Origin of the sequence: Ensifer sp. Root31, from assembly GCF_001424825.1 — a bacterium.
Classification (GTDB): Bacteria; Pseudomonadota; Alphaproteobacteria; order Rhizobiales; family Rhizobiaceae; genus Ensifer; species Ensifer canadensis.
In genome coordinates this window covers 34,095-58,729 of record NZ_LMCO01000020.1, presented here as the reverse complement: position 1 = coordinate 58,729, position 24,635 = coordinate 34,095, and the positions used below count along the sequence as shown (strand labels likewise).

Annotated in this window: 20 protein-coding genes and 1 pseudogene; 12 read left to right on the top strand and 9 right to left on the bottom strand. The window is 58.3% G+C overall.

Annotation, left to right across the window (positions count from 1 at the left end):
• Positions 1-20: 20 nt before the first annotated feature.
• Together ASD00_RS18915 and ASD00_RS18910 are read left to right on the top strand one after the other, a co-directional pair.
• Positions 21-407: a RidA family protein gene (locus ASD00_RS18915; RefSeq protein ID WP_057208238.1), complete on the top strand. Its 387-nt coding sequence runs from the start codon at positions 21-23 to the stop codon at positions 405-407.
• Between the two features lie 11 nt (positions 408-418).
• Positions 419-802, top strand: a complete 384-nt coding sequence (locus ASD00_RS18910) for a RidA family protein (RefSeq protein WP_057208236.1) — start codon at positions 419-421, stop codon at positions 800-802.
• Positions 803-981: 179 nt separating this feature from the next.
• Here ASD00_RS18910 and ASD00_RS38950 read toward each other — a convergent pair whose 3' ends face one another.
• On the bottom strand, positions 982-1,179 hold the full coding sequence (locus ASD00_RS38950; RefSeq protein ID WP_107028010.1) for a winged helix-turn-helix transcriptional regulator: 198 nt from the start codon (positions 1,177-1,179) through the stop codon (positions 982-984).
• Between the two features lie 251 nt (positions 1,180-1,430).
• Here ASD00_RS38950 and ASD00_RS18905 point away from each other — a divergent pair, with 251 nt between their 5' ends.
• The 10 genes and pseudogenes from ASD00_RS18905 to ASD00_RS18850 all read left to right on the top strand — a co-directional run bounded on the left by ASD00_RS18905 (position 1,431) and on the right by ASD00_RS18850 (position 15,361).
• Positions 1,431-1,676: a hypothetical protein gene (locus ASD00_RS18905; RefSeq protein ID WP_057208234.1), complete on the top strand. Its 246-nt coding sequence runs from the start codon at positions 1,431-1,433 to the stop codon at positions 1,674-1,676.
• Positions 1,677-2,646: 970 nt separating this feature from the next.
• Positions 2,647-4,965, top strand: a complete 2,319-nt coding sequence (locus ASD00_RS18890) for a rhodanese-like domain-containing protein (protein ID WP_057208228.1) — start codon at positions 2,647-2,649, stop codon at positions 4,963-4,965.
• Between the two features lie 271 nt (positions 4,966-5,236).
• Positions 5,237-5,705: pseudogene (locus ASD00_RS18885) on the top strand (Lrp/AsnC family transcriptional regulator).
• Between the two features lie 242 nt (positions 5,706-5,947).
• Positions 5,948-6,973, top strand: coding sequence for a helix-turn-helix domain-containing protein (locus ASD00_RS18880; RefSeq protein WP_057208226.1), 1,026 nt, complete (start codon positions 5,948-5,950; stop codon positions 6,971-6,973).
• Positions 6,974-7,257: 284 nt separating this feature from the next.
• On the top strand, positions 7,258-7,887 hold the full coding sequence (locus tag ASD00_RS18875; protein WP_057208224.1) for an outer membrane protein: 630 nt from the start codon (positions 7,258-7,260) through the stop codon (positions 7,885-7,887).
• Positions 7,888-8,125: 238 nt separating this feature from the next.
• Positions 8,126-11,161, top strand: a complete 3,036-nt coding sequence (locus ASD00_RS18870) for a putative Ig domain-containing protein (RefSeq protein ID WP_082523638.1) — start codon at positions 8,126-8,128, stop codon at positions 11,159-11,161.
• Positions 11,162-11,450: 289 nt separating this feature from the next.
• Positions 11,451-11,645, top strand: a complete 195-nt coding sequence (locus tag ASD00_RS18865) for a hypothetical protein (protein WP_146160917.1) — start codon at positions 11,451-11,453, stop codon at positions 11,643-11,645.
• 215 nt (positions 11,646-11,860) lie between these two features.
• Positions 11,861-11,986 carry an exopeptide gene (locus ASD00_RS40170; RefSeq protein ID WP_107028007.1) on the top strand — a complete coding sequence of 42 codons (126 nt, stop codon included), beginning with the start codon at positions 11,861-11,863 and terminating at the stop codon, positions 11,984-11,986.
• Between the two features lie 865 nt (positions 11,987-12,851).
• Entirely contained in the window at positions 12,852-13,154 is a 303-nt protein-coding gene (locus ASD00_RS18860) for a DUF982 domain-containing protein (RefSeq protein ID WP_057208218.1), read from the top strand.
• A gap of 1,277 nt (positions 13,155-14,431) precedes the next feature.
• Positions 14,432-15,361, top strand: coding sequence for an MBL fold metallo-hydrolase (locus ASD00_RS18850; RefSeq protein ID WP_057208214.1), 930 nt, complete (start codon positions 14,432-14,434; stop codon positions 15,359-15,361).
• Between the two features lie 351 nt (positions 15,362-15,712).
• Here ASD00_RS18850 and ASD00_RS18845 read toward each other — a convergent pair whose 3' ends face one another.
• The 8 genes from ASD00_RS18845 to ASD00_RS18810 form a co-directional block, all read right to left on the bottom strand.
• Complete coding sequence (locus ASD00_RS18845; protein WP_057208212.1) at positions 15,713-16,360, bottom strand: hypothetical protein; 648 nt, start codon at positions 16,358-16,360, stop codon at positions 15,713-15,715.
• Between the two features lie 144 nt (positions 16,361-16,504).
• Positions 16,505-17,422 carry an MBL fold metallo-hydrolase gene (locus ASD00_RS18840; protein WP_225906472.1) on the bottom strand — a complete coding sequence of 306 codons (918 nt, stop codon included), beginning with the start codon at positions 17,420-17,422 and terminating at the stop codon, positions 16,505-16,507.
• A gap of 428 nt (positions 17,423-17,850) precedes the next feature.
• A complete protein-coding gene (locus ASD00_RS18835; RefSeq protein WP_057208208.1) occupies positions 17,851-18,216 on the bottom strand; it encodes a response regulator in 366 nt (121 codons plus the stop codon).
• Between the two features lie 29 nt (positions 18,217-18,245).
• Positions 18,246-20,849, bottom strand: coding sequence for a PAS domain-containing protein (locus ASD00_RS18830; protein WP_244496088.1), 2,604 nt, complete (start codon positions 20,847-20,849; stop codon positions 18,246-18,248).
• A 281-nt stretch (positions 20,850-21,130) separates the two neighbouring features.
• On the bottom strand, positions 21,131-21,724 hold the full coding sequence (locus tag ASD00_RS18825; protein ID WP_244496087.1) for a glutathione S-transferase C-terminal domain-containing protein: 594 nt from the start codon (positions 21,722-21,724) through the stop codon (positions 21,131-21,133).
• A gap of 51 nt (positions 21,725-21,775) precedes the next feature.
• Positions 21,776-23,260: a mechanosensitive ion channel family protein gene (locus tag ASD00_RS18820; RefSeq protein WP_057208204.1), complete on the bottom strand. Its 1,485-nt coding sequence runs from the start codon at positions 23,258-23,260 to the stop codon at positions 21,776-21,778.
• Between the two features lie 24 nt (positions 23,261-23,284).
• A complete protein-coding gene (locus ASD00_RS41785; protein ID WP_244494249.1) occupies positions 23,285-23,503 on the bottom strand; it encodes a CBS domain-containing protein in 219 nt (72 codons plus the stop codon).
• Positions 23,504-23,849: 346 nt separating this feature from the next.
• Positions 23,850-24,608 carry an SDR family oxidoreductase gene (locus tag ASD00_RS18810; protein WP_057208202.1) on the bottom strand — a complete coding sequence of 253 codons (759 nt, stop codon included), beginning with the start codon at positions 24,606-24,608 and terminating at the stop codon, positions 23,850-23,852.
• Positions 24,609-24,635 lie beyond the last annotated feature (27 nt).

The following is a 24,635-nucleotide window of genomic DNA, read 5'->3' as shown; positions in this document are numbered from 1 at the left end:
TTACTTCCTTGGAGAACAAAATGTTTGAAGCCATCGATACCGGATCAGACCCTTGCGACGTGCCAATCAGCGAAGTCGTGCGTGCCGGCAATCTCGTCTGGTCGGTCCACATATCGGAGGACCCGGTGAACGGCGACCTCGTCACCGGCGACATTGAAACCCAGACGCGCCGAACACTGGGAAATCTCGACATCGCGATCCGTGCCGCAGGCGGCACACTGGCCGATGTGGTGCAGGTTCAGGTTTTCCTCATTGAAAGATCGGATGCATCCGGCATGAACAAAGTTTACGCCGAGTTCTTCAGGGAGCCCTATCCGGTACGTGCGACCGTGGTGGTGAAGGAGCTACTTTCTGAAGGCCTTCGCATCGAAATCCTCGCCCACGCCGTTCTCAGCAACAAGACATAAGGGAGCGGATTGTGTTTGAGAAAGTCGAAACCGGCATCGCTGCGTCAAAGGCGCCTTTGAGCGCCACGGTCAAGTCGGGCCCTATCGTGCGCTCCGCCCATATTGCGAAAAACCCGACGACGGGCGAACTGATCACCGGCGACATCGAAACGCAGGCGCGCCAGGTGTTCCTCAATCTGCAGCAGGCGCTCGAGGCGGCCGGGGGCACGCTTGCCGATGTCGTGCAGATCCAGGCCTATCTCACAGACAAGGCCGACGCAGCCGGCATGAATCGGGTCTATCGGCAGTTTTTCTCAGCGCCCTACCCGATCCGTGCCACCGTCGTCGTCGATCTTCTTTCCGACGGAATACGTCTGGAGGTACTCGCCACCGCTGTCCTTTCCACCTCGGCGTGACGATCTATCTCCGTGTTTACTTCTGGCTGTCCAAACGGGCCAGCACGAGGGCCGAAGCGGTTCGCTACGTCTGACAGCCTACTCCCAGATTGCTGCACTGGGCGTCGACAAGCACTCGTGCCCGATGGTTCATGGCGTGGAGATACACGCCCACAGCGAGAAAGCTGCCCGCAAGCGGGTTAACTACTTGGTATCGTCGTAAGCGCGACGGAATCCTGGATGGTGTGCAGATTATCACGAACCCAAAAGTTGAACCTTTCAAGGGCGCGCAAAGCCCCGCGGCCAATCTCGGTCAGCTCATATTCGACACGCGGCGGCACTTCGGGAAAATAATGGACGAAGCCGTTACGCTCCAGATTGCGCAGTGTAAGTTTCAACGTTCGCTGGGTGACGCATCAATTTCTTTCTTAAGGGCTGAGAAGCGGAGCCGACGAGGGAAACAACTTTTGATTGCGCGCTGTAGAATCCGAAGGCACCGCGGTGAGCGACAAAACGTCCAAGTGGCAACGAGCGGTGCGGCCAGGCTGCCAGAGCATCAGCCTGCCTTATCGTGAATTCGTGGCGGCAGTCGACAACCTGTCATTGTTTTGCTTTAATCTGACTTCCTCAGCCGGAGGTTTGCAACACGATGAATGGTTGGAACAAGGACGGGCGCGGCAGCGTCAGAGTATCACCGGTCGTCGGCTGGAAGGCCGCAACGCTGATCAACAACGAAGCCGACATCTTCCTTAGGCTCGAGTTCAGCGTCAATCCTGATAACACAGACGTATCTGCACTCCAATTTGCACTGACTGAGCATCAGGCTCGCGAAATCAGTGCCAAACTGAGAGCCCTTGCAGATACGATATCGTCTTACGCTCTCCAGCCCACTTGATGGCCGATCGTGTTCGGCTACCTCGATCCGAGCGAACGACGAATGCCCGATGATATTGCCGACCTGCACCGATACTTGTTCCTGGCGATCATCGATCAGCAAAGCGGATGGGCGGGTAGCTTCGCGTCGAGTCCGTGCTTACTCCCATTGGCGGCCCTTGGCCGCCGAAGGCGTGGTGATGTATTCTCAAGACCGAAGAAAACTGTCTTGAAACGATCAAATGGGGATGACAGTGATCAACATATCAAGATCCGCCATGGGAATAATGCTCACCGTTTTGATACTTGGTGCCGCCCAGGCGCAAACGACGTTCTGCTATGGAACGGAGTGCACGGTCGAGAACAGGGATGGGACATCTGAGACGTTATCCGTCAATCAAGTGAATGAACGAGCAAGGGCAGAAGCCCTTAGGCACATTCGAGAAATCGACTGTGCGTTTGCAGATAGTGCCTCGCAATGCCTCGAAGCGAAGCTCGTTTTGCGCCGACTCTTCTATTGAAAGAAGGGCTTGGAGATTTCTTCGGGTTGATGGCACAAGCCAACATCCAAATGTCAGATCATCGCACTGACAGCTGAACTTCCAGATATCGCGGAAAGCGCACGACGGGCCCCGATCGCGCCGTAGGACACGAGCGGATGCAGGCGCTTGCGTTTCCATTCGTCGCTGGAACTCAGGCCTTCGCGCCGTCGCTCCACGCCTCTGCGCCCGCCGACCAGCTTCCCGTCCGGCCGAAGAATGACGACCCGGGTCGCGCACTCCATGGCCAGCTGTCGAGGGTACCGATCTTGATGAATCGCGACTTCACAATCGGCCGGACGCGCAGACATGTCCCCGGCCCCGCGGCAGGCAATGGCTATCGCACGAACGATGAATCGGGAGTAGACTTCGCTCGACTGGGAGGCTGAGAAGTTTCCGTCTGGGACCAGACCCAACAGCGGGGCTTTCTTCGTCTTTCTGGAGAGAGTGGCCATGGGAGCAGATCATGCCGAGCGGCGGCTGGTCGCAATTCTCGCCGTCGATATTGTTGGTTATTCGCGCCTTATCGAAGCTAGCGAGGCCAGTACGCTGGCCGCGATGAAAGCGTTGCGCGCCGAAGTATTCGACCCGTTGCTGGCGGAATATCACGGACGGATCGTGAAGCTCATGGGCGATGGGGCGATCGCGGAATTTGGTTCGGTCGTGGATGCTGTCCTTTGTGCCGTGGATTTCCAGAGGCAAGTCGCAGCACGCCAAGCGGATATCCCGGGCGACCACCGCCTGCTCTTCCGCATGGGCGTTAATCTCGGCGACGTCGTGGTGGATGCGGATGATCTGCTGGGCGATGGCGTAAACATCGCTGCTCGCCTGGAGCAACTATGTGAGCCAGGAGGGCTTTTTGTATCCGGCACGGCTTTCGATCACTTGCAAGGCAAGCTCGAGCTGCCACTGGAATTTATGGGCGAGCAGCATGTGAAAAACATTGCGCGACCCGTGCGTGTCTATCGCGTCAAATTTGATGGAAATACGCGCAGTTGGTGGTTCAAGAACCAGCGCCATCGCAATCGGGGCATTACCGCCGCGGTTGCCCTGGTTCTTTTAGTGGCGACCCCTGTTTTATGGATAAGCCCCTGGAAGACCAGTGTCGGAACTGCGTCAGTCGCTCGGATGGCGCTTCCCCTCCCCGACAAGCCGTCGATAGCGGTCCTTCCGTTCGATAATCTCAGCTCCGATCCCGAGCAGGCCTATTTCGCAGACGGAATGACGGAAGACTTGATCACAGACCTATCGAAGCTGTCCGGCATCTTCGTCATCTCGCGGAACACCACCTTCGCCTATAAAGGCAAACCCGCGAACGTGCAGCAGGTAGCCGAAGATCTGGGCGTCAGATACGTCTTGGAGGGCAGCGTACGTCGCGACGGAAATCAGGTTCGAGTCAATGCCCAACTGATCGATGCCGTCGGCGGACATCACCTTTGGGCCGATCGCTACGATGGTGAAATAAAGGGGGTCTTCGGGCTGCAGGACAAGGTCATCAGCCAGATCGTGGCCGCGCTCGCGGTGAAGCTGACGAGTGCGGAACAGGTCACGGCGCGCGAAGCGGAAACCAGCAACCCGCAAGCCTACGATGCATTGCTCCGAGGATGGGATCATCTTCGCCATGACAACGAAGAAGAGACCCTGAAGGCGATTGCTCTCTTCGAGAAGGCGATAGAGCTCGATCCGGACTATAGCCGCGCCTACGCATCGCTCGCCGCAGCCAACTGGAGAATTAGCCTCTCGTTCTGGTTTTCTTCCGCAGGTGCTGGCTGGGAGCACGCCTACGAGAGCCTGAACAGAAACCTGGCAAAAGCAATGGAGAAGCCGACGTCGCTTGCCTACGCGATTTCATCCCAATTGCTTGCGCAGCAGGGAAGCTATGACGAGGCGTTCGTCGCCATCGATCGTGCGATGGAGCTTGCCCCGAACGATCCGGACAACCACATCAGCAAGGCGCGGATTCTCAACGCGACCGGGCACGCCGACGAGGCCGAACAGCAAGCGCGCCTGGCTATGCGCCTCGACCCCCGTTTTGCACCCGGAACGCTTCGCATGCTGGCTATCTCACTCTTCTGTCAAGAAAAATACGAAGATGCGGTCAACACGCTGAAGCGGGTGATGGAACAAGAGTCGGCCGTCCACGCGGACTACGCGACGCTGGTATCTAGTCTTGGGCACCTCGGCCGCACCGACGGCGTTGAGGCCGCAATCGCCAAATACAACGAGATCGCCCTGTCCGCCGCATACGATCCGCTCACGGTCCAAGAAAGCGCGTGGGACTGGTACGGCATCGCGTTCAACTATCATAGACCGTACATTGCACGGGTGCAGGAGGGCCTACGGAAAGCAGGAGTGCCCGAGGGCGCAGGGACCGATCTCGCTCTGGACGACTACGTCCAGTTCATGAGGATGACCCACGGCGAAGTAACTGTGGACGGCACAACGAAAGTTGACGCTGCGAAAGCCAAGGTGTTGCGTGACAGCGGGGTGCCTTTCGTCGACGTACGGGCCCCGCCAGACTACGCCAACGGCCATGTTCCTGGGGCCATCAATCTGTCCCTTGTCACTGATCTATCGAAGGAGAGCCTTGCCAAGGTGGCGGGCAAGCAGTCAGACGTTGCCTTCTATTGTCACGGCAAACATTGTCCCTATTCCGCATATGCATCCGCAAAGGCCGTTGCTTGGGGCTACACGCACATCTTCCATTTCGCTGGCGGGTTTCCGGAATGGCAGGACGCCGGTTATGCGGTCGCGGCTGCTCCCAAGCAGTAAAATGCCGTAGGAATGGCCATGAGGCACCGCGTCTCGCACCACAAGCAGCCTGCGATTTTCGCTGACGCTGCTGGAAGAGTTGGAAAACTCGTAACTTCAGGCGCTGCAGCTCTTTTTACGATTTCAGTTTCGATGAGCATGTGCCATGCCGACCATCGTCTACGCCACCGCTTGGATCTCGGTGGCATCCATCTGATCGAGAACTCTTCAAGAACCGTGTGCGGAGCGCCGCGGACACGGACACCAGCGCACGAGAAGACAACTGTAGGCACTGTGTAATCAGCCTAAAACTTGCTCCAACAATCGAAACAGCCTACCCAAATCGGGTTCAAGGGTACTTTGCGCCTTGCAATCCCACGGGCGTGCCTCTCATGCGGAACTGTCAGGTAAAGTCAATCTGTCGCGAAATGCTGTTCGCGTTCGGATAGAACGGCTTGAACGCGAAGGCTTCATCAAGGATTATACAATCGTCACTAACGGTGGCGGAAACGACAGCCACATCACCACCGCATTGATTTTTGTCTACCGCCAGGATCGCATGAAGGGTGGCGAGGTCATCCACGCTTTGCGAAAAATTCCGGTGGTCGTCGGTTGCGATGTGATGGCGGTCGATTTTGATCTGCTGGTACGGGTAGAGTCCCGCCGATCGTATCCGCCAGAGCTGGCAACTGATCTCTGAACTTCCGGGCGTAAGGGATACCTTTACGGCATTCGCACTCTCCTCTGTCGTTAGGAAATAAGCGGATGAGTTGGCACTTCATAACCAAAATGAAAAATTGGCAACAGAGCCATATAATCATCCGTGCCAAATGCTGACGGGGAAACTCGGCAATCGACAGGACTTGTAAGATGATCGATCTGCGACCTACAAATGGTTCTTTCCAAGACCCGTGAGACACTTGTAGGGCAATGCCGCGCAGATACCCTAGGATGTTGATGAAGACGTATTCTGATGCTGCTGTGGAGAGAAACTGGAAGAGCGATGACCAAAAAAGAGCATCCCACGCTTTTGTTCAAAACGGATACGCGCGCGATCCCTCTAAAGAAAGCTCTCGCATTCTGGGAAGAATCAGCCGGTTCGCTCTACGATTTCAACATTTTCCAGGCAAATGAATTTCATACCGCACATTGTACATTTCGCCTCGGAGACCTGTTGCTTACACACTGTGTTAGCGTGGCCCAAAAACTTAGTCGTTCCAACTATCGCATCGGCGCGGACGGTTACGACCACTTCGAAATACAGTTCTTCATCGATGGTCATTGGCGACGCCATGACGGACGAGAAGAAGCTTACGCCGGGCCGGGAGACATGATCGTTCATGACGCGGCGCAGGCCCATGCGGGATCAGCAAGCGATTTCTGCAATCTTACTCTCTTCGTCCCCCGCCCACTGCTGGCGCGATTGTTGATCAACCCCGATGACCACAATATGCGAGTCCTCGCGGCTCATGAGCCGATGGTCGGGTTGCTCCGCAACCACATCGACAGCCTTTTCCGGCTATTGCCGCAACTCGACGAGAAGCAGGCGGCGACGCTGGTAGCGCCGACGCTCGAACTTGTCGCCGCCACCCTCAATGGTGTCCCGAGAGAAGATACGATGCGCGGAATAGCCGGGGCGCAACTGGCAACGATCCGCCGTTATATCGATGCTCATGCACTGGATCCTGATCTGTCGCCCTTTCAGATTGCAGCACACTTCACGATGTCATTGCGCAAGCTCGCCTATCTCTTTTCAAAAGATGGCGGCGTTGCCTCCTATATTCAGGAGCGGCGCCTGGAAATGGCGCGCCGGGCCCTTCGCGATCCCGCTCAGGCACACAGATCCATTGGAGAAATCGGTCTCGAACACGGTTTTACCTACGCTCACAATTTCACGCGCGCTTTTCAGCGCCTTTACGGCATCACGCCGCGCGAGGCGCGGGCGGCCGTAGCGCAAAGATATCGGATGGCCGGGATCAGCGAATCGCAAAACTGGTTCGACCGAGCTTCCCAATGGGGACGTTGGTAGTTGCCGCATGCGCTCGCAGGCAGCCAGCTGACTTTTGCGTAATGTGATTATTTTGAACGGTGCCGTTTGCGCGCTGGGATAGATTTACGCGGCCGCTCTTTTTCATACTTACCATCAGCTCCGGAATATTGATTGTCTGGGCGCAATTGGCGCGGGCTGGAAGCCTTCACGCTGCCATCACCACGGGACGTCGCTCCTCGGCGACGTTAATTCACGATGGCTGCCTGCCAGTCCGGCGGGCCGTCAATTCAACGATAGTTTCGCACGGAATCGGAGCCGACCACATGAGAACATTCCTTCTACCTGCCATTCTTGTGCTCACCGCATCTACGGCAATGGCTGCTGATGTAGCTCCCGAAAATAGCGCACGGTCTGTTGCTGTCGATGCGTCGACCTTTGTGTGGTCGGGAGCATATCTCGGTGTTCAGGGCGGCGGCGGTTGGGCCAATGGTGAATTCTCCGGCTTCGGCATCGCCGGATCCGAAGATGCCAATGGCGGCCTCTTTGGTGGGTTCGCCGGCTATAATTATCAATTCGACAATAGGCTCATCATCGGCGTTGAAGGCGATCTCGAATACAACTGGAACGAACAGAAAATCTTCGGCGCAGATTTCGGCACCGATTGGGCAGGCTCGGTGCGGGGACGCGTTGGCTATGCCTTAGATCACGCGCTCATCTATGCCACAGCCGGTTGGGCGGCGACGCGTGGCTATGTCGATGTGCCGGGATTGGGCAAAGAGGAAGCAACGTTCAACGGCTACACGGTCGGCGCCGGTTTGGATTACGCCTTCACCAGCAACATCTTCGGCCGCGCCGAATACAGGTACAGCGACTACGGGGATAAAGACCTGCAGGGCATCAACGTCGATGTCGACCAGCAGACCGTCAAGATTGGTCTGGGCGTAAAATTCTAGTGGCGACGGACGGAGATGACGAAGGCGACGGAGGTTGAAAGAACGCCCCCTCGTAGGCTTGCGAGCATTATCAGGCTTTCAAGGCCGTCGGGTCTTGCCGGGTTGACGATCGCCGGCCGGCGGCAGGCCCCTGCCATGGTGGCGATCGTTGGTGGCGCCGGTTCGTTCCGCGGGGGCCACTCAAGTGCATCAATGAAGGCTGCGCTTCTTCTTATTTCCCACTGAGCTTCTTATTCGTATGATCCCGACTGAGACCTTTTTCTTTAAAAATCAAAGCCTCCATGGAGCGCGCTGGGATTCGGCACAGGCGTGGAAGACTCTGAGACGCGGCTGGTCAGTATTTCTGCTGGTAACGCTCATGCTATTGTGCGGCTCGCCAGCGCAAGCCGCCCCTCCTGCTATCACGCAGCAACCCCAGGACCTGACGGTAGCGGCCGGGCAAATCGTCACGTTTTCCGTCGCGACCAGCGCTAGCGATGCGACTTATCAATGGCAGGTCAGTACCAACGGGCATGATTTCTCGACAATTCCAGGTGCCATCGAGAGTACATACACCTTCAAGCCCGTCCGCGTCAGCGAAACCGGCACACGATATCGCGTTGTCGTCAGCAAGGACGGTGAGAGCGCCTATTCAAGGCCGGCGACGCTGACAATCACAAAGGCAATTTCGATCGTCTTGGTGGACGAACTGCCGAAAGGCAGAGTTTACGGCCAGACGGTGGAAATTAAGGCGCTCGTCATAGGGACGAGCGGCAAACCGAACGGCGAAATTGCCTTCATGGATGGAAATACAAGGATTGGCACAGTTTCGTTCGATACCAGCAATGGGGCCAGTCTAACGATCACCACCAATGAGCTTGGCGCTGGCCAGCATATCATCACCGCTGTTTACTCCGGGGACGAGAACCATGAGCCCGGCATCAGCAGTGGCGTTGTCATCGATATCGCCAAGGCCGACCAAAGCATCTATTTCGACACAATTCCACCTAGGCAGGCAATTGTCGGTCAGACATATGATGTGACCGCTCACGCGATGCGCGTAAGCCAGAGCGTGCCTGTCGAGGTCAAGGTGGAAAGCGGCGACATATGCACTGTTTCCAACGGTGTTGTCACTTTTCTGAATGCTGGTGATTGCGTGGTGAGCGCCCAACATATGGGAGACGCCAACTTCAACGACTCGCAAAAGGCTACACAGACAGTCCGGGTGATTGCGGCGCCCGCCCAGGACCACACGGTTTCCTGGTCATCCAACGGCCCGGGCCGTGTTATCAATGTCACCTTCAATGACGATCCCCAGACGACGATCAGTAGTCCTGTGGAAGTTTCCGAAGAGCGGATAATAGCATTCTGGAACGTCTCACCGGATGCGGCCGCGACATATCGTGAGCCCAGCGGATGCGGTATTCATGCTGTGGGCGCTGCATGGTACACCAATCCCATCACGTCGGATTGCTCGATTTCTTTCAGCTTTGAGGAAATTACCATTTCGCCTGCGACGTTGGTCAACGCAACAATCGGCGTCGCCTTCAATCAGACGATCGCCGCAACGGGCGGCAATCTGGATTTTGTCTATACGCTGACCAGTGGCACGTTGCCCGCAGGTGTGACGCTGGCCGATACCGGTGAACTGTCGGGAACGCCGACGGAAACGGGTAGTTTCACCTTCACCGTTCAGGCGGCTAACGCGCGTGCCCATTCGAAAGCGATGACCTATACGCTTATAGTCGAAGCAGCAGCTATGCGACCTGAGGTTATTTCAACCGGGGTGATCGGCGACCCTGCGTCCGGCGCCGTCAGCGTGACGTTTGATGTCACGTTCTCCGAAGCCGTCACGGGTTTTACCGGCTCCGACCTGGTGCTGACATCGACCGGCACCGCTATCGGGAGGCTGGCGTTAATCCAGACCTCGGACAACGTTCATTATACCGTCCGGGTCGACGATATATCCGGATCAGGCACCCTTCGCCTTGATGTTCTGGCAAATGCCATCAGCAACATAGCAGGAAATAGCAATCTGGCTTTTACCCGTGGAACACCTTGGAACGTTGCTCCCTCGATGATCCTCACGCCGCCCGACGGCTCGAACCTGTCGAATGGCTTGGTCGGTGCCGCGTACAACGATCGTTCGATTTCCGCGACCGGTGGTGCCGGAACCATTACGTACAGTGCCACCGGTCTGCCCTCCGGTCTGTCCATTGATCCTGCGACCGGTGCGATCACGGGAACGCCGACGGCCGATGGAACGTTCACCGTTGCTGTTACCGCAACCGGAGCAACCTCCGGCACGGCCAGCGTGAGTTATACCATCGTCGTCGCGGCGGCCCCACCGCCTGTATCCCTGACACCGGCCGACGGCTCTGCGTTGACCGCGGGCGTGGTCGGCACCGCGTACAACGATGGTTCGATCTCCGCGTCTGGTGGTGCCGGCACTATCACCTACGGTGCCACCGGTCTGCCATCAGGCCTGTCCATTCATCCTGAGACCGGTGAGATTACCGGAACGCCGACGGCCGCTGGGACGTTCACCCTTGCTGTTACTGCAACTGGAGCAACCTCGGGGGTCGCCGTCGCGAGCTATATCATCGTGATCGCGGCGGCCCCACTCCCTGTATCCCTGACACCGGCTGAAGGCTCTGCCTTGACCGCGGGTGTGGTCGGTGCCGCGTACAACGATGGTTCGATTTCCGCGGCCGGCGGTGTCGGCACCATCACGTTCAGCGCTACCGGGCTGCCAGCTGGCCTCATCATCGACGAGGCTTCCGGTAAGGTCACTGGAACACCAACCGCAGATGGTGCCTTCACCATCAACGTTACCGCGACCGCTGTAACCTCAGGCTCGGCTTCGGCCAGCTACACAATTGTTGTCGCTCCTGCTCCACCAAGCCTGACGGGGATTTCTCCTGCAACCGGTTCCACGAGGGGTGGAACAGCCCTCACGATCACCGGCAATCATCTCATTGGCACGACTAGCGTGATGCTCGGCAGCGTGGCAGCAGCCAGCATTGTGGTTGTCAGCAATTCCCAGATCACCGCCATCGCACCGGCCAATGCCGCGGGTTCAACCGATGTTTCAGTGACGGCGCCAGGCGGTACGGCCACTTTGCCTGCCGCTTTTACGGTTTCCCTTGGTCCTACTGATTTTGCTGTGATCGCTGCCGCGATTGGTGAGCCTACGGTGCTCGCAAGGCATTTGAGAAGGCTCTTCCTTCGAGGCAATCCGCGACGGCGCTTCGGCATAGACGGCAGTCTCGGCGCGGACGACTCGACTACCTGAAGAGTGCAAAAATGCTCTTCGACTCATCGTTGGCGATGTTGAGTGCCTGACTCGCCAACTGTTCCTGGACCGGAGCGCTTTCCAGCGCGCGGAGACATCGTTCATGTCAGGATCGACCAGACGGCCGACGCCTTGATGATAGTTTTCATCATAGCCGCCACGAAATCAGTCTGCGGTTCGACCTGTGATCCAAGTTGAAGCTTCCAATACTGATTTCGAGAAAATTGAAAGTTTGCACGCTCCCGAGATTGTCGCTGGATCGGAAGGCCAGCGCTTAATGGAGGCACCAATGGCCGACGATGATGAGCGCCTGCTGGCGGAGCTAAACGCCCAGGCGCAAGCAGCCGACGAGCACCGAGACATTCTCGCAAACCTCCGGGCTCTCGCGCTGGCCCTTGCCGCAAAGTACCGCACCGCTCCCCCGATGAAATTGAACGTCAGGCAAAAATCATGTGGCGCGCGCCGCCTGCACTGGAGAGAATGAGGACTGGTTGCAGGCCTGGGCATGGACCCGGTTCTTCGTGGTCATGGGCCACGCGACTTACCGTTTGTCCTGCCTGCGGAAATTGTTACGGGATTCATCCACCTCTCGGCGCGAGGCAAAGGTCACCACTACCATGGCGCTGGATCTGGAAGCGGACGCCCTGCTCTGATCACGCTCTGCCACGAATTGCTCGCATTCTGAGCCTGAAGTGAGCGATGGACAAATCCGGCCTCATCTTCATCGTGCTGCTCTGCATTCTCGTGGGGATCGTGCTTGGCATCATGGCGTTTGAACCGGAATTCGGATCAGAAACAGCGCCGACACCACCAATCACCCGCTAAACTAGGTGGTGCGCCTTCAAGCTAAATCTAAAACGCGAGAACGAGCAGCGAACATCCACAGGACATACCGCGCATGTCTAAGCTCAATTAGCTCGTCCGGAGTAGGAACAAATTGAGATCAATTCCCATGAAAAAAGGCCGGGGCGAAACCGCACCGACCTTCCTCATCATCGCCCAGTGCCAGTACATCCGTGGTCAAAAGTCTAAAGCGACGAGGCATTTGCGAGCGGCGAATCATTCAGCGCTCATAGCAATGCCAACGACGAGGTATAGGAGGCCAATGTGTTCGAAACAAGTCGCTAACCACCTGGAGGCGTCGCGGATCGCGGAACGGTCGAAATACGACACCTGCCTTATGTCGCCGTCTCCGCAATAGTCCTAGGCCAAAGTCTCCCGCAATCCTTGGCGGGAGGTTCGAACCTAGGAGACTACCGATGAAGATCATGATTACAGCTGTGGCATCCCTCGCTTTTGCCTCAGGCCCGGCGAGTTTTCCCTCTAATCTACGTCCGCAATAAACTTGCTAGTATAGTTTTCCGTTCGGCCGTCTCGTCGAAGCCGGCGAACGGGGCGGGCTTTCGAGGAGCGCTCGCCGCGGACCGCTGGCAAACGGGTGGGCCGAGGCGATCATGGTCCATCTTCATGTTGATGAGGCACGTCTTCCTTGATGTTCAAAGCGTCAGGGATGGTGATTGCGTCGGGACCGTATTTGGCGTAGGCGCCAAGGAGGGTCTGGCGGCACTGATGGCGAGATTTGGCGAAAAAACGCGCTAGACCTCTTGAACTGGCGCGGCGTCGAAAATAAATTTTCGTCGAGCGCAAAGCGCTTTCCTTGTTGAAAAACAATCAGTTCAGTGAGGTAGAAATGCAAACGAAGATGTTTGATCGACCAGTTTACCTGAGTGAAAGGAAGGACCTGGTCATCGAGATTACCAACCTGGCCGACGCGATCGACTTCCTTGAGGAGTGGTCCGAAGGAGATCAGGATGTTATCCACGATGCGACCTTGAAGACGTGCTACCTGGCTCACGACGGGCTGAAGCCCATCAGTGTCGCGCGCGATACGCTCTGTGCGTTTGCGAAGAAGAAGGGGATTCTTGTTGAAGCGCCCGCGGTTCTGCCGTGGATGCTCAAGGGAACGTCTGGGGGTGGCCGCGTATCTCCGTGACATGACCATAAAGAGGGGCTGCGATGGCGGCCTCTCTGGTCCCACCGGCACGGATGGGAAAGATTTCTCATGCTGGTTCTTCGTCAGGTTTATGGGCGCGCTTTCGCTACGCGCGAACCGCGACATCCGCGTAATCCGGGTTGAGCTCGACTAGGATACTGCGCAAGATGCTTGCCGAGCGTATGGCGGTGGACGACGCAATATGAGCCCGACGGCACCTTGGCATGGCCTCAATGCGAGCCCGACGCACATGGTGTGGCCATCGAGCATGAAGCGGGGTCGGCGCTCATGCCTCGCCTCCCTGCTTGCGGAACAAAAACGGCGCGGTATCAGTTGCCCTCCTGAGGAGGAGTCCATCGTGAGCACGAAACCTACTGAACCAATTCCGATGCCCGGCCCGGCAGGCCTGACGCCCTCGGAGCCCCAGGTTGTTACCGTCCCAGGCCCCAGAGACCCGAAAAGGCCCGAGGAAGTTCCACCAGATACTCCGCCCGATTCGCTGCCCGACCCAGATCGCCCAATTGAGGAGCCGGGACCTGATGATGTCCCGGAAGAAGCGCCCGACATTACCCCAGTACCGGGCGAGGAAATTCCGGCGAAGATGAGCGATTGAACTGATCATGCCAGTATCTCCGCGGTTTGGCAGCGCGGTCAGGGACCGATTGCAGCGGTCACGAAGACGGGTGATCACTGCGGCTGTGTAGCTTCAGCCGTTGTCCGACATGTTCATGCTAGACTTGAGACAGAAGACTTCGAGTTCGGCTATCGCTTCGCGCAGGGGTCGATGACCGTGATTTGGGTTGCCTCGCGACTCGACGAGTTGCTGGCAGTTCGCCGCGACGGTGGCTGCCGGAAACAGGGGGAATAGAGTTGCCCACGCCGAAGACCTGAACGAGAACGGGCATCCGTCGGCATTGAGCCGCCGCGTTATCTCCGGAGCAGTCCTTCCGCGCCGACGATTGATCGTCCGTATCGATCCTCAAAAAACGAATCTTCCTAGGTCCGTTTTCCTACATCGCTGGTCACCCGCGTTCTCGTATCGACATCCATCAACATGCACGAGGAGGCGAGACTACGCCGCGGTTCCGCTCCGGTTCCGGTCGGAAGATTATGAGATTTCGGACGCAAACCAGGAGACCTGGCTGTGTTCCTTGAGTCCGGGCGGGATGAGCGTGACCGCCCCATACTCATGTGTAGGTCGACTGCTAAAACGCTCCAAACTAGATTCCCTGATGTAGCCCGACCGGCACGTATGAATTGCGAAAACAGGAGCGCATATGTCGAAAGCAGAAATCAGCCCCCGAAAAATCATCCAGCAGGAAAGACCGACGCCGGACGAACTGGTTCCGTCACGCTACGCGGTTCAGGTGGGTGAGATCGAAGTGGTGGTTATCAGCGATGGGATGCTGACACCTCCAGCCGAGTCAATGGCCACCAATGCCAACCCAGCCGAACGTGGAGCGTGGCTAGACGAAAGGTTTCTATCGAAGGAAGCCTTTGACTGGGCGTTGAACGCCGTGGTGGTACGTAGCGGCGACCAGACGATTCTCATCGACAGCGGTATCGGCGAAGAGTACCCCGACTTCCCCCGAGCCGGACAGTTTGGCCATCGTCTGGAAGCCGCCGGCGTCGATCTTGAATCCGTGACCGACGTTGTATTGACGCACATGCACTTCGACCATGTTGGCGGGCTGCTCGTCGAAGGCGTGAAAGAGAGGATGCGTGCAGATCTGCGCGTCCATGTGTCCGCGGCAGAAGCCAAATTCTGGAAGTCACCCGATTTCTCGCTTACGGCCATGCCACCGGCACTTGCGGATCTGGCACGCAAGGCGTCGCTCGAGTTCATGGACATGTTCGGCAGTCATTTGCGCACCTTTGATGAGCAGTCCGAGGTGGCGCCGGGGGTGGTTGTCGCACGCACCGGCGGCCACACCCCAGGGCATAGCGTGGTCCGGATCTCGTCTCGCGGCGAACGGCTTATGTTCGGGGGCGACGCCCTATTCCCGGTTTCCTTCGACCATCCTGAGTGGCATAACGGCTTTGAACACGACCCAGAGGAAGCAACCCGCGTCCGGCTCCGTCTTATGAAAGAGCTGGCGGAAACCGGATCTTGGCTGGTGTCGACGCACATGCCGTTCCCGTCGGTCGGTCGTGTGGCAGCCGCCGGCGACCTTTATCGCTGGGTCCCGGCTTGGTGGGACTACTGATCCCTACGGCGATTAGGATCCGACCTAAGGCGTTGGGTTGACTGACCGGTGGATCCTAGGGCGGTATGGCCCTCGATCCACCGGTCAATCGAAACGAGAACATTTGGAGCCTATCCTGCGCGACCCTTCACGCTAAACGGCTGTGCACGAAGGATGAAGGTGGCCACGCCGCTTTGCCCCGTAAAGCCGACGCACTCCAAGATTTTCCTGTCGTCCGATCTGTGGTGGCGACTACTCAAACGTGCGGAGAAGCAGGAGACGAGAGGCCACATCAACTCTGGGCCTTTGAGGCGCCTGCTACGCCCCTGCCGGTTTTTAGCATCGGCATCAATGATAGCCGATATCGCTGCATCATTCAGCGAAGGGGGCTTCGGCGATGAGATCGACCGAGGAAGGGACACTGTAACCGGGAACCAGGCGCTCGCCGAAATCCCGGACAAAATTGTCGTAGGTGGTTTCGGGCTGCGTTTTGGCGATGTGGCAAAAACATGCGGTCATTTTTTTCTTCATCCCAAGCCGGGGAAACTCGGCAATGATCGCCCGCACTTCGGACGAGGGAATGAGGCTGTATTTGAGGCCCACAACATCAAAGCAGATTCCTGCCGTGCAAAGTGCGATCTCCGCTTCCTTGTAGAGCCCGATCGAGGGGGTCGAGTTGAGGGCGACGCTGTCCCAGATCAGCTGGGCACGCCGTCCATCGAGTCCGGCTTCCGTCGCGAACTTTCGAGCCAGATCGGCGGCTTCCACTTCGAAACGGCGGGGCCCTGCAAATCGCTCATTCAGGGTGATATCATGCAACAGCGTGCCGACTGCGAGCACCTCGGCGTCGTGCGTTATGTTCTGCAGCTCGGCGATCTTTGCGGCAAACAGCCAGGATCGCATGACGTGATTGAAGAGATAGGGCTCACAAGCCTCCCGCGCATAATCGATCGCTCGGCCGACGAGCGGCGTTCCCGGAACCGAAGTGCCGGCGACGATGCGTGCTTCCATGGCAATCATGTCACAACCTCTTCCTGACTGCTGCAGGGCAAAAAATTGGGGAGAGCGCGGCGCATCAGCACCGTGCCGCGAAGAACCGCACGCGATCTCCAAGGATGTCCGATCGCATGCGGTCGCTTGATTGGCGGCTAGGTCAATATTCGGTTAATAGTCCCAGAAAACCGGCACCCAACGAAAGGCGTCGCCGTCAACCGCAACGTGCCCGACCGACGGGAACGGCATATGAGTAGCTACCAGCAGTTCCCCAGTCGCCGCCAGCTCTCGCAAAAGCCGGACCCTAACACGGGCAGCTTCCTCAGGATCGTGCTCGAAGCCGTTGAACCAGTCGGGGTGCTCGAAGCCAACCGCGAACACGGCGTCGCCGGCGAACATCAGCCGGTCGTTCCCGGACGCAACGCGGACCACGCTGTGCCCGGGGGTATGGCCGCCGGTGCGAGAGACGACGACGCCCGGAGCCACCTGGTGTTCCTCATCGAACAGCCGCAGCTGGTCATGGTATTCCTTGGCGAACCGTTTGGCGGCCGCACGAAGTGCATCCGGAAAGCCGGCAGGCATGTTGACATGCGTGAAATCGGGCGCCTCCCAGAACTTAACCTCGGCGGCGGCAACGTGAATGCGCAGGTCCGGACGCAACCGATCCTTGACGCCTTCGACGAGCAGCCCGCCAACGTGGTCCATATGCATGTGGGTCAGTACGACATCGGTCACGGACCCGAGGTCGATGCCGGCACTCTCAAGTCTCTTCACCAATTGCCCGGCCCGCGGCAGGTTCAATTCCGGATCCAGCCCCAGACCGGCGTCGATAAGGATCACCTGCACGCCGCTGCGCACCACCACCGCGTTCAGCGCCCAGTCGAAAGCTTCCTGCGGCAGGAACATATTGTCCAGCCATGCGGCGCGTTCCGTCGGGTCGGCATTGTGTCCCAACATCGCGGTTGGAAGGGGTAGCACTCCATCGCTGATCACCAGCACTTCAATTTCGCCGACCTTCACCGCGTAGCGCGATGGAACCAATTCTTCGGTTGCCGATCGGCCGCCACGTAGGGTGTTATCCAAGCTCATGATTGTCTCCTCCTGCCCCATCGTACGGGGATTTGCTTCTGCCTGCGTCATGATGCGCTCCTGTTCTGCGGGGTTGGAACGTGCCGGGCACGGCCCATGCGGCTGAGTGTATTGGGGGGCATCTGAGCAGTCGATTGGGGTCAAGGGAGAGGATAGGCTACACTAGAGAATAGGGTAGGCTGGCTTGTTCGTTTACGAACGCGAGGATTCAGTGTTGCTTGAGCTGGCATTTAAAAGGGCGTCCCGAAAATAGGGCGTGATTGCGATTGATCAAAACAGACGGCCGCGTTGAGCGTGTTGCGCTCCCACGCGAAACTCTGCGACCGGCGATGTAAACAGACATTTGCGCCCCCTCCACCCGGTTGGTTGTTTGATAAGACAGTCGCGATGCCCGGGCGGACGGAGCTATGCCAAAGCGTGGATTCTGATCAGCACTGTCGATCGTCCAGGGCATCGCGAACGGCCGCAAGCAGGGTGTGCCCTGCAAAAGGCTTTCGCAAAAACCCGTCAATGCAGCGTGCGCGGTCCTGATCGGCGATTTCATGGCGCCCCGTGATCAGGAATACCGGCAGTTGCGGGTTCTGCTGCCGGGCAAGATCTCGGAGTTCGAATCCATCAGTACCGGGCATCCCGATATCGGTAATCAACACGTCAACGCCCTTAAGCCCGGAAGCGAGCAACGCCTCGCCCGAGAGGAAGCTGCGGGTTTCGTATCCCGCCGATTCCAGGAGTTCCGCCAATGAAGCAAGCACGCTCGGGTCGTCGTCGACGAGCGCTACCACAGACTTGTTCATACCGTTCCTCCCTATGGCAGGCTATTGGTTCATGGCATCTTCGCCACGTCGAGCGGCAGGGTGAACACGAAATTCGCGCCGCTCGGTTCATTCTTTTCTGCCCATAACTGACCGCCATGCGATTCTACGATCGAGCGGGAAATTGCGAGGCCCATGCCCATGCCCTGATCTTTGGTTGTAAAAAACGGCTCGAAAATCTTGTCGGGGAACTGGACGCCTCGCCCCCTGTCCTTGACCTCAACGCGCACCATATCCCCCGCCCGGAAGGCGCGGATCTGGACAACACGGTCGTTCGAAACGGAAGCCATCGCATCCATGCCGTTGCGCATGAGATTGACCAACACTTGCTGAATCTGCACCCGGTCGAATGGGACGAGCCGGAGACCGCTCTCGCCTTCGATATCCATCCTGATGCGTCGCCGACCCGCCTCCTCTGCAAGCAGGTCACGCGCCTGCCTGACGACGGCGCCAAGCTCGGAACTGTCACGCTTATCCGTCGACTGCTTGAAGAGGGCGCGAATGCGGCTGACGACATCTGCTGCGGAATTGGCGCTATGAACTATGCGATCGAGCGTTTTCTGGGCGCGTTCGATATTGGGCGGCTCGGCGGTGAGCCAGCGCTGGCAGGCGCTGGAATAGTTCATCACTGCCGAAAGCGGCTGGTTCACCTCATGCGCGATTGAGGCTGATAATTCTGCCAGGCTGGCGGCCTGACTTGAGCGGGCGAGATTTTCCTGGGCACGGCTCAACTCCTCTTGGGTCTGGACCTGATCGTCGATATCCAGGCAGATGCCGTTCCACTGAACGATTTCGCCGTCACCATTGCGCATTGCCGAAGCACGGGTCTCCACCCAACGGTACACGCCGTCAAAGCGCCTTAGGCGATGTCGTAGCAAATAGGGCTCGCCGGTCGCTAGCGAATGGGCATACCGTTCCTTCACGGCAGCTAGATCGTGCGGATGGATCACGGCGTCGAGCGTGCCTTCCAGTCGGGATTTTCCGAGACCATCCGTTTCCTCGAGATTGAAACCGAGATATTGGCGGAGCCGCTGGCTGCGATATATCGGCTTGCCATCCGGCAAGGCGCAGTAGACCAACGCGGGCAGCGTTTCGACGAGTTGCTGGAGGTGTTGCTCGCTCTCGCGTAGCGCTTCCTGGGTGGTTATGAGGTCGTGGATGTCGGAGCTCACGCCACACCATTGGACGATCGTGCCCAATTCATCCCGCAGCGGTTCGGCCCGCGTCTCGGTCCAGCGATAGTCACCGCCGGCACGGTGTTGACGGTATCTTTGAATATACGGGATGCCTGTCGCGACCGAATGTAGGAAAGCCTCTCGCGCCGCCGCCCTGTCCTCGGGGTGAACGACGCCGAGCGAAGCCGATTGATCCGGCGCGATCATATCTTCGAGCGTGGCCCCGGTGACTTCCGTGAAGGGTTTGTTGACATAGGTCGGAGCTCCGTTGGCCATCGCGCTCCAGATCAGCGCCGGCACGGTGTCGATAAGCTGCTGCAGTTGCCGTTCGCGCTCGCGGAGTGCAGCCTCGGTTCTCTTATACACGTCGATGTCCAATGCAGTTCCATACCACCCGGTAACACGTCCCTGCCTATCACGCGTCGGGCGGGCTGCAGCCCAGTGCCAGACATAAGCGCCGTTGGCACGCAGGATCCTGCATTCGAAGTTCCAATGCTCGCCTGTCCTGAGCGCGTGTCGTACTGTCTCTCCCATTCTTTCGCTATCGTCGGGATGCGTGCCGCGCTGCCAGCCCTGACGCCCGCCTTCCAGGAAGGATTTGCCATCCAGCAGAAGGTTGAGATCCTCAAGCGTCATCGCGATAGAGGTCTGCACCGCTGGAGTTGCATAGGTAAATTGTCCGGTGACGTCGATCGCCCAAGCGCCGCCATAGAGCTTTTCGATGGCAAGAGCGGCCTGGACCGCATCAGCCGTCTCACCGAACGAGCTTGCGGTCATCCAGGACTCGGCCTGGCGTGCCACAGCCGGATCGACTTCGATGCTGATCCCGTGATCCGGCTCCACACGAAACGCAACCCGCTCGTAGCTGCTATCCGCCTGAAGCTGGCGGTAGCTTCTGATCTGGGGGATGCCGTGAAAGAAGGCTCGCGCAGCCGCCTGCTCGTCGGTTAGCCTGTCGTGCGGATGTACCGTGTCCATCGACAAAAGGGGGTCCCGAGCGGGTCGACCGGCATGCGGGCTATCGGTGTCTTCGGGGAGGGCGATGTCGATTAGCGTGCCGCACCATCCGGCGATTGCGCCCTCCCCGTCACGGATCGGCTGCCCGGTGCTGCGCACCCAGCCATAGATTCCGGTCGCACGCAGCGTTCGGTGCTCGACAGTGTATTGCTCGCCCGTCTGCAAGCACCGGCGCCATGCGACAGCGGCTGCATCGTAATCTTCCGGGTGGATGACCCGACTCCAGTCGAACCTATTCTTATCCGGCTGCGAATTGAGGCTTTCCGGGCTTGCGCCGAAAAAGGCGAGCGCGGCCGGTGTCACATAGATAAGTTTGCCCGCGGCATCGGCGGCCCAGGCATTGCCGGTGATCCGCTCGACCAGCTTCGCCGCCTGTACGGCATCGATATCGGGTGGGCCTTGCGATCCACCACTACTATCCATCCCCGACGTTCCGGCGGAGTTCGACATGCCTCAACCCGACCCCATTGCACTAGGAATTGCCATGGTGCGTCTTAGAGCGAGACAGCACTACGGCCTATTTTATGAGAAAGGTATATGGGAGCTTGCGACAAAAACACCTGTTCCGAAGGATAGGGCGAAGATTCGCAAGGCAATTTTGGCCTTAAACGCGGCTGAGGCGTACCCACTATGAGCGCCGGACAGACGTCCGCCGCTGACGCGGCGGAGCCTAAAAGGCCTGTCTGGAGAGACGCGGGCGGTTGTCAGGTGGCGAGCCCTTCACTCCTCAACGCGGCCTGGACCGAAGGCCGCGCCAGCAGGCGCCTATCGAGCGCAAGCAGCGGCGCCGGGATTTCGACGCCGAAGATCTTGGCCCAGCTCATCATCACGAACAGATAGAAATCGGCCACGCTCGGATGATCGCCGAACAGGTATTCGTCACGCATATGGTCGGCGAGATACTGAAGGCGATAGGTGATGGAGGCGCTAGTTTTGGCGTGTTCCTTCGTGTTGGCACCCAGAAATAAGGATTCGAAGCTCTTGTGGATTTCCGTGGAGAGATAGGCTAGCACCTCGATAAGCCGGGTACGGCCCAACTCGCCGCTGACGTCGAGCGCCGGCAGTTCTCCCGCTAGATAAGCCAACACCGCAACATTTTCGGTGACGACTTCGCCACTGTCGAGCATCAGCGCCGGCACATATCCCTTGGCGGTCACCGCGCGAAAATCATCCCCCGACGCGGTAATCTTCGTTTTCAAATCGACACGTTCGGCTTCGAACTGCATGTTTCCCTCGATCAGGCAGATGTGGCTCGCCAGGCTGCAGGCGCCCGGCGCGTAAAAGAGTTTCACGCCCATGGTCTCGTCCTTCTTTGGTGTTTTCGATGGTTTTCGGCCTGCGGCCGACATTCAGGTGCTGAAGATCGTCCGGATCGACTTCAAGAAAGCGGAGGCGCTCCGTTCGTGTTTTGCCGCTGCCATCGGAAGCTGGCTGTTGTCGCCGGAACATGCGGATAGCATCGCCGCGACCTCCTCGGCAATCGCCGGACGGTCGGCGATCAGGCGCGCGAAACTCTTCTGGTCGATCTCGTAGGCGGCGATCCGCGTCAGCGCTTGCAGCGTGTAAGCTTCGTGCATTCCCGCGAGGAGCCCGGTTTCACCAAAGAAGTCGCCCGCCGAAAGGCGCCGCTTTTCCTGCTGGTCATGCTGCATCGATACGACGCCGGTGCGGATAATCGTCATCGAGGGCAGCGACTGTCCTTGGGAGACGATGACATCCCCCTTGCGATATTCACGCTCTATGCCCGATTGGGCCAATTTTTCTCTTTCGGATCGCGTCAGTCCGGAGAAGATTGGATTTTCATCGATGACCTCCTGCAGCGTCACATCAGGTGGCCTGGCTGTTTCATTCGACGGGGTTCCATTGATGGTGGCCATGGGCGGCATCGCAAGCTGGATACCGGCGGATCGGCAATGTCGGTAGAAGCGGTCGATCACCTCGTTTTGCGCCTTCATCCTCAGCATCGGATTGCTCACCCGGAAAAACAGATGAATTTCCAGCGCGGTTGCATCCACGCCGCTCAGCGAAACCAAGGGCGGCGGCTCCCGCATGATGGAATTGCAGCCCGCCAGAACCGTCAGCATGGCCTCCTCGATAATCGAAGGAGCGTGCGTCGGTACCACCCGCACCGTCATCTTGAGAAGATGCGTCTCATCCGGCCGGCTGACATTAGTCAGCTTTAGCTTCGCAAGGACGCTGTTGGGCAGGACCACGATATTGTTGGCGCCCGTTAGAATCTGCGTCGAGCGCCAGGTACTTGCAATGACGCGTCCTTCCGTGCCGTCCTCAAGGAGGATCCAGTCGCCCAGCACATAGGTGTGCCCGAGATTGAGAGCGACACCGGAAAATACGTCGCCGAGTGTGTTCTGAAGAGCAAGGCCGAGCGCAATGGCTATGACGCCGGAAGTCGCAATCAGCGTTCCAACAGGGGCGCCGAAAACGAAAGCGAGGGCGGCGAGCGTGACGCACATGTAAACCGCGCCGACGACGATATCCTGCAGCAAACGGGCCTCGCGTGGCCTACCTTCCAGAACCAGATAGATCCGCACGAACCCGATGACGGCCCAAGAGAGATGGAGCCACCACAGCAACTGGGCGAAGACGATGAAAGCCGCCTGCTCGTCGCCAATACCCAGGCCTTGCGATTGACCAAGCGGAATATCTGCGAGAACGATGACGGAAGTCATGGCCGTAAAGAAGATGATCTGCACCACAAGCCGCAGATTGGAGCGCGTCGGACCGATGAATTTCCACACGGCTATTCCGGTCAGGCCAAGAATGATCAGCCATGCCAGCGGCGCAGCGGCGATTTCAATCAGATATGCTTGAAACATGACGATCGTCCCAAGATCCGGCGATTAGTAACCAATGCCAGCGATGTAGTTCGCCAACATATGTTCCTGCAGTTGTTCCTGCTCGAAGAGCAGCACTCTCAGCGCGTCGCGGATATCCAGGACACCGAGCGGTTTCGCATCGTTGCCGAGGACCGGCATGTTCTGGATGCGGTTTTCCATCATGACCTGCCATGCGGCCTGCAAATCGTCGCCCGAGCTGCAGGAAATGATGTTGCGACTCATCAGCGAATGAGATCGGATTTGCTGAGCACCCCCGCCGCCTTGCCGCCTTCCTCGCTGACGACGGCCAATTCGATCCCCGGATTGGAAAGCGTCAGGGCAGCAGCCTGCAGCGTCGCGGCGACATCGATCAACATCAGCCGACGTCATGGGATAGAGCTTTTCAATGCGCATGGATTCCTCCTGACAGCGCTCGTCGGCACAGCCGGGTATCTCGGTGTTGGTTAGAACCGCTATGGCGCCGGCCACCGGAGCCATAGCGTTGTCGATGCCAGACAAGGGCTGCGGTTAGGGTCGGTGAGCAGAGGTCTGCCGGGACGGCGAACCCAAATGGAATATGCGCGGGCGCTTACTTCTTCTGGGCGGCGGGGGACTGTAGCCAATCCTCGAAGTGGATCGCGCCGAGGCGGGCGCTGTCGTCCGGAACCAGTGTCCGGTCATTGATCTCGATCTCGAAATAACAGGCCTTAGGGTCAGCGACGAGGGTGCGCGGATCGTTGGTAGCCTTGAGGTAACGCGCGATGAACTCGTTCATAGGGGCTAGCTCCGGACCGGCGATCTCGATTACGCCGTTCACCGGCTCGGCCAGAGCGGCATCGGCCATGGCATCGGCGACATTGTCTGCTGCTATCGGCTGGAAAGCGCCCGTGGGCGCGCGAACATTCGTTCCCTCGGTCGCCGATTGAGCGATGGCCCCCACGAACTCGAAGAACTGCGTCGCGTGGACGATCGTGTAGGGAATGCCGGAATTCCGGATGTGCTCCTCCTGCCGCAGCTTGGCGCGGAAATACCCCATCGCCTGCATGCGGTCGGTACCGACGACCGACAGCGCTACGTGATGGCGAACGCCTGCAGTCTTTTCTGCAGCGAAGAGGTTGCGGCCGGCCGCTTCGAAGAATTCCATGGCGACCTTTTCTTCGAAGCTTGGCGAGTTCGCCAGGTCGATCACGACCTGCGCACCGGCCAACGCTTCGACGAGGCCTTCTCCGGTAACTGTGTTTACACCCGAATTCGGAGAGGCAGCCAACACCTCGTGGCCACGCTTGCGAAGCCGTTCAACGGTCTTCGATCCAATGAGGCCTGTGCCTCCGATGACGACGATTTTCATGTTCAATCTCCTAGTTTAGCTTGATTC